Annotated in this window: 3 protein-coding genes and 1 pseudogene; all 4 read right to left on the reverse strand. The window is 53.0% G+C overall.

The annotated features are described in order from the left end of the window. The 4 genes and pseudogenes from AUK29_07115 to AUK29_07130 all read right to left on the reverse strand — a co-directional run bounded on the left by AUK29_07115 (window position 1) and on the right by AUK29_07130 (window position 5062). Window positions 1–1035: pseudogene (locus AUK29_07115) on the reverse strand (hypothetical protein). Further along, entirely contained in the window at window positions 1032–1703 is a 672-nt protein-coding gene (locus AUK29_07120) for a hypothetical protein (protein OIP63166.1), read from the reverse strand. Before AUK29_07120 ends, AUK29_07115 begins: the two are co-directional and overlap by 4 nt. Before the next feature lie 3 nt (window positions 1704–1706). Further along, complete coding sequence (locus AUK29_07125; GenBank protein ID OIP63167.1) at window positions 1707–4061, reverse strand: hypothetical protein; 2355 nt, start codon at window positions 4059–4061, stop codon at window positions 1707–1709. A gap of 65 nt (window positions 4062–4126) precedes the next feature. Continuing rightward, window positions 4127–5062, reverse strand: coding sequence for a hypothetical protein (locus AUK29_07130; protein ID OIP63168.1), 936 nt, complete (start codon window positions 5060–5062; stop codon window positions 4127–4129). Window positions 5063–5158: the final 96 nt, after the last annotated feature.

Genomic DNA, 5158 nt, shown 5'->3' on the forward strand with positions numbered 1-5158 from the left:
ATCGTAGACCACTTTCTTTTTGGCTTCCAGAAGTTTCTCCAGCTCTTGAATCGAGTCGTCCGTCTTCTTCTGGATCTCATCCACTCTCTTTTCAAAACCGGCGTCCTTGTGGCACATGGAGCAGGCTGCGAGCACATCTTTTTTGTTGTGGCCTTCGCTGATCTTTGCATGGCAGACGTCACAGGTGACGATTTCAACCATGGGGTCCGCCTCTCCCTTGATCCCCTCCAGGGCCAGTCCGTTGCGGAACTGATTCTCAAATGCGTGGCATTCGATGCATTCTTTTTTGATATCCTTGTGGTGGCACTGCATGCAGATCTCTCTCGACTTCACAATCTCCCCGTGTATCTTTGCATTGGAATGGCATTCTTTGCAGATCAGACCCTGCTTCAAGTGCCGGTCATGGGGGAACTCCACCTGGTAGAAGGTAATGGGCTTGGATGCGAAATCCGCATGACATTTTTCGCAATCCGTTCTATTGATGACATCCGCCTTGGGTAATGCGGCGATCACTTCGCTTGCGCCCCGCTGGTGGCATTTGGAGCAGGGGGTGGTTTCCTGGTCGTGACACTCTAAGCAGGCCTCCATTCTCGGACGGTTGGTGATGGGGCGTAATTTGTCATGTTTGATGTTGAGGTGACAATCCGTGCACAGGGCGCCTACGTCCTGGAGATGGAACTTGTGGGGCATATAGATATTCATGACATTATATTTGAAACCCTTCATGTCCGTCTTCTTAAACATCTCTCCGTGGCAGCGGACACAGTTGGGGTTGATGCGCTCAGGATGGGCCGAGAAGTCCTTGGGTATGAAATCCTTGTGATTGGCATGGCATTGAGGACAACGAACGGAATCGGGGTGTATGTTCGAGTGGACCAGGAAGTCCTCGCCCCACATTTTATAATGGCACGTCATGCAGAAATGCTCATCCGACGTGGTGTAACGTTCCAGTAAAAAAACAAACAGGGTAGGAATACTCAGGAGAATGAGTGTTCCGGCAGCGACTTTCCAGGGCGAGATCTTTTTGATGTTCATAAAGCGACTTCCTCCTCCACATTCCGGTGTGTGAGTTCTGTCAGTTCGGAGTCAATAAAGGCACGGGTTAATTGTGAAACCGCTCGATAAAAAGGGTTCTCTGTTTTTTTTATGATCAGATCTGAGAAGAGGGGAATCCACCTCCCTGGATGTTCGGCAAGAAACTGACCCTCGATTTGCCGGACACGGTCGGTATGACCGGAGTCTGCGGCCTGGGATTCGAGTTCACTGAGCAGCCGTAAGGCTTCAAGTTCAACTCCGATATGGTCGGGGAGAAGCTTAGCCTCTTCGGGTATGAGAATGCCGTATTCATGGTAGAATGTCCGGACCTCTACCGCCGCCTTGCCCTGGAGAGAGGGCTCAAAATTCTCCATATCATCCCGGAATCCCCCCACATAAAAGGATTCATAGGGAGGCAGGTGCGACGGGGGGGTGAGGTAAAGACGGGCATATTCAAGAGAAAGCTCATGGATCAGAGAGGCCTCGTCCTTTTTCAGGATCTCATTCCCAAGTGGAAGGTCAAGGCTCTCAAACAGGGTCAGGACCTCCCGGCTTTTGAGAAAACGGATCATCTCGAGGCCGGGCTCTTTCAGAAAGAGGCGGGAGAGGAGCGCATAAACAGCGCTTCTCTTTGCAGCCTCATGATTCGGATGTTCCTTCTTCTTCATATCTTACACCTTGACGATACGTACCTTCGTATCCATCCAGCATTGGCCTCCGCCGAGCGGATCGCTTAATATAGGGATGATCGGTTTGGGGTGGACGCCGTTTCCTCTGTCCCTCTCTTCTTCGGACCAGAATCCGCCTTTCTCCTTGCCCCACCAGAGGAGGCGGGTATTCGGGTCCTGGCTCTTGAAGGCCTCGGCCTGGGCAATGCGTCCAAACCCCCAATGGCCGCAACTGTCTCCGACGGCAATGACTTTCGGATGGATCCCCTCAACCACGCGGACGCTGCTCACCATTTCTCCGGCTTTGGAGATCACTTTGACCCGGTCATAGTTCTTGAGATCCAATTTTCTTGCTGTCATGGAGTTGATGTAAACGGGATTGTCATGAACGATTTCAGAAAGCCACATGCAGTTGGCCGTCCGGTCGTGGGTGTGCACCATCCATTGATGAATGACCATATAGAGTTCACCTTCTTTAATGGTCTGATGAATCGGGATTGGGTCATAGATGGGAAGGGGGTTGAAACCCTGTTCCTCCATCCTTTTTGAATAAATCTCAATCTTACCGGACGGCGTATTGAACCCTTTCTCCTTGAACACTTCATACTGCGGTTTTACGGTACTGTCGTAGAATACCCCGTTCTTTTCCAGGTATTCCAGCCCTCCGGCTTCCACAAGAGGTTGGATTGCGGAGATCCTCTCTTGGAGGTATGCTTCAGTATCAAACTTGAAGTATTTCTCCATCCCTCCCCCGATCCGGCGCGCCATCTCGATCAGGATCCCGGTGATGGGCACGGATTCTCCAAGCGGGGGAATCATCGGCTGTCGAAGCGAGATGAAAGGGACCATTTCGAAGGCCGGGGGCGCCTCCAGTTCCATCCGCTCTATGTAAGTCGCTGCGGGCAGAATCAAATCCGCAAGGGCCGCAGACTCGGTCATGAAGGAATCAATGCAGACATAGTACGGGATCAGATCCTCGTCCTTGAGGATCAGCTCCATCATCTTCCCTTCGGGGTTGGAATAGACCGGATTGTGCTGGTAGGTCATATAGATTTTTATGCGTTGTCGTCCTTCTTTGATCATCGGGAGTACCCTGTGATGCAGTTCAGTCATGGCAAGAGGGTAATTGGATAATCCGTTCAGCTTGCTCTTCATTCTGGGGACGGGCGGGGCCGGTTCGGGTTCCTTGAAGGTATAAAATTTCGGAAGGCAGTACCCTCCCTTGATGTCCACGTTGCCGGTGATGATATTCAGCAGGGCCACGCACCTTTCAGAGTAGACGCCGTTCCAGTGTTTGGTCACCCCTCCGGTGGAAATCGTGGTGGACGGTTTTGATGAGGCGAACTCCTTTGCGATACGGCGGATTTCCTTGGCCGGCACGCCGCTGATTTTTTCGGCAAGCTCAGGAGTGTAATCCTTCAGGTGCTGCTTGAGCGCATCCGGAGAATAGTTGGTCCACGTGTTGATAAAGGAGCGGTCCTCCATCCCTTCTTCCATGATGACGTGGCACATGGCCAGGGCCACCAGACCGTCCGTTCCGGGAATGATCGGGTGCCATTCGTCGCTCCTGCCGGAGGTCTGGGAGACACGCACGTCGAAAGTGACCATTTTGGCTTTGGGGCGGAGAAGGTCGGCGCTGAATCGGCGGATGGAGCGGGCCTCCACCATCCTCTGTACAAAGCTGGTCCTCAGGTAATGGGCTTCAAAGGGATTGGAGCCGAAGATCAGCATATATTCCGAGTTGGCCACGTCCGGTATTTCAAAATCGGCGCCCCAGGTCAGTTGCTGTGCCAACTGTTTGTTGGGCCCGCCTAAGGGATGATTCACGAAGGCGTTGGGTGAACCGAAGGCATGGACGAAGCGCCGGGTGAAATCTTGCGTGGTGATGTCCCGGTCGCTTTGAAATACGAATTCTTCCTGATGTCCGGAAGCCATGACCGGTTTCATACGGTCGGCGACTTCATGGTATGCCTCTTCCCAGGTGATCCTCTGCCATTTTCCTTCCCCCCTCGGACCCACCCGTTTCATGGGATAGAGGATCCGGTCCGGGTCATAGACCAGATTGAGGCCTGCCTGTCCCTTGGCGCACATCCTGCCTCGGCTGTTGGGGTGTTCCGGATTGGGGCCGATTTTAATCAGAGTTCCGTAGGCATTGAAGCCGTAATTCCCGCAGCGGGCGTAGCAGTTCAGGCAGGTGCTCGGAATGGGCTTCAAATGCTTTCCCGTGGTCCTCGAGACCTCAGACCCTCCCATGATCAGCTCCATGGCATCGGATTGGGTTTGAAGGAGCTTGTTCACACCAAGGGATGCGGCCCCGACGGCGCCGAGTTGCAGAAAGGTTCGCCTGCTGAATTTCATTTCTTCCTCCTAATCCGGACAAGCCGGAACCAGATTCGCCGACAAGACACGAAGAAATTGATTGATCAATGGAGCGGGACGCTTTGTCCGCCGACGACCACGGAATAACGCATGGCATAGATTCCGATCATGACCAGTACCGAGGCGATAGTCAGACCCTTGAGACTGTTTGCCGTTTTCGGATAAAAGACCATGAAGAGCGGGATGACGCTCCCGGCCAGGATCTCGATCCCCAGGAAATCCAGGGAATACCGTCCCCATAACAGGAGTTCGGCCGCGTGCCAGGCCTCTTTGCTGGAAGTGAGGAGGACCAGCACGGCATTCAAAATCAGGAAGAGGTCGAAGATGATGGTCCCGCCGAGGAACTTGCCCAGTCCATAGATCAGTTTGCGGTCGGCCTCAACCTCATCCTCTGTTTTTCCTTTAGAGAAATAGACATTGCGTATAATGGCCGCCAGGATCATCAGGGCGATACCGGAGACCATGGCCGAGACGATAAAGAGGGTCGGCATCAGGGCGGTGTTCCAGAGCGCCCGGCCTTTGCCGAGGGCGATGATAAAACCGGTATACCCGTGAACCGAGATGGCCAGAGGAATCCCTATAATAGCAAAAACCTTGGACATCTTGATGTTCCCGGTATAGACGAAAAAGGCGTAAATGATCGCCGAGATGGGATAAGCGGTCAGGAGCATCACACCGTAGGTGATGGGAGATTTCGGATTGATGTAACCTGGGAGATAGGTCATCAGGTGCCAGGCGCGAAGCGGCTGGGCCATTTCAACCAAAAGGTTCATGGGGGCGAGGATCAGACAAAGCGGCGCGACCACGGCTCCGATCTTTCCAAGGGGTTTATATTCGGTTTTCCCCCCAAGAATGGCGATGACCGATACCACGAAGGATCCGGCGCTGAGCCCCGTGAGATAAAAGTACTGGGCGAGAAGGATCCCCAGTGGGATCTGGTGGGGAGAGTTATAGAGCAGATTGACATTGCTGGGATCCATGGGTTATTCCTCCGTCGCTTCATTCATCAATAAGGTTCTTCAAAATGGATAAAGTTAATATCTACCCCGCTCGTCGAGTCCATGGCATCATAATCG

It is taken from the genome of Nitrospirae bacterium CG2_30_53_67, from assembly GCA_001873285.1.
GTDB lineage: Bacteria > CG2-30-53-67 > CG2-30-53-67 > CG2-30-53-67 > CG2-30-53-67 > CG2-30-53-67.

Bases quoted from the DNA above. Each gene is read 5' to 3' on its own strand.
- AUK29_07120 (OIP63166.1), bottom strand. From the start codon at position 1,703: ATGAAGAAGAAGGAACATCCGAATCATGAGGCTGCAAAGAGAAGCGCT.
- AUK29_07130 (OIP63168.1), bottom strand. From the start codon at position 5,062: ATGGATCCCAGCAATGTCAATCTGCTCTATAACTCTCCCCACCAGATC.
- AUK29_07125 (OIP63167.1), bottom strand. From the start codon at position 4,061: ATGAAATTCAGCAGGCGAACCTTTCTGCAACTCGGCGCCGTCGGGGCC.